General features: G+C 59.8%; 1 protein-coding gene. It reads left to right on the forward strand.

Translation table 11 applies throughout. The features are described from left to right. Positions 1–348, forward strand: a 348-nt coding sequence (locus IB262_RS35545; protein WP_192494592.1) for a SulP family inorganic anion transporter, incomplete at both ends; no start/stop codon positions are given.

Consider the following 348-nt stretch of genomic DNA (forward strand, 5'->3'; position numbering starts at 1 on the left):
TCGCGCCCGATCCTCACAGGCTTCTTTGCTGGAATTTCCCTCTCGATTCTGGTTGGACAGATCAAGCGCGTCACCGGCGTCCAGATCGAGTCGGACGGGCTGATCAGCCCTATTCTCGAACTTCTGAGGCAGGCCGGCTCCATCCACTGGCCCACTCTGGTGTTTGCCTTGGCGTGTTTTGCGCTGCTGCAGGTCGCCCGCTTCTATCGCTCACCCGTTCCAGGTCCTGTTATCGTCGTCTTCGTCGCGGTGTTGTTGTCATATCTCTTCGACTTCGAAGGGCGCGGCATGACGGTCGTCGGCAACATTCCCGACGGCTTGCCGACCTTCGTCCTGCCTCGTCTCGAG

Source organism: Ensifer sp. ENS02 (genome assembly GCF_014851885.1).
In the GTDB taxonomy this organism is placed as follows: domain Bacteria; phylum Pseudomonadota; class Alphaproteobacteria; order Rhizobiales; family Rhizobiaceae; genus Ensifer; species Ensifer adhaerens.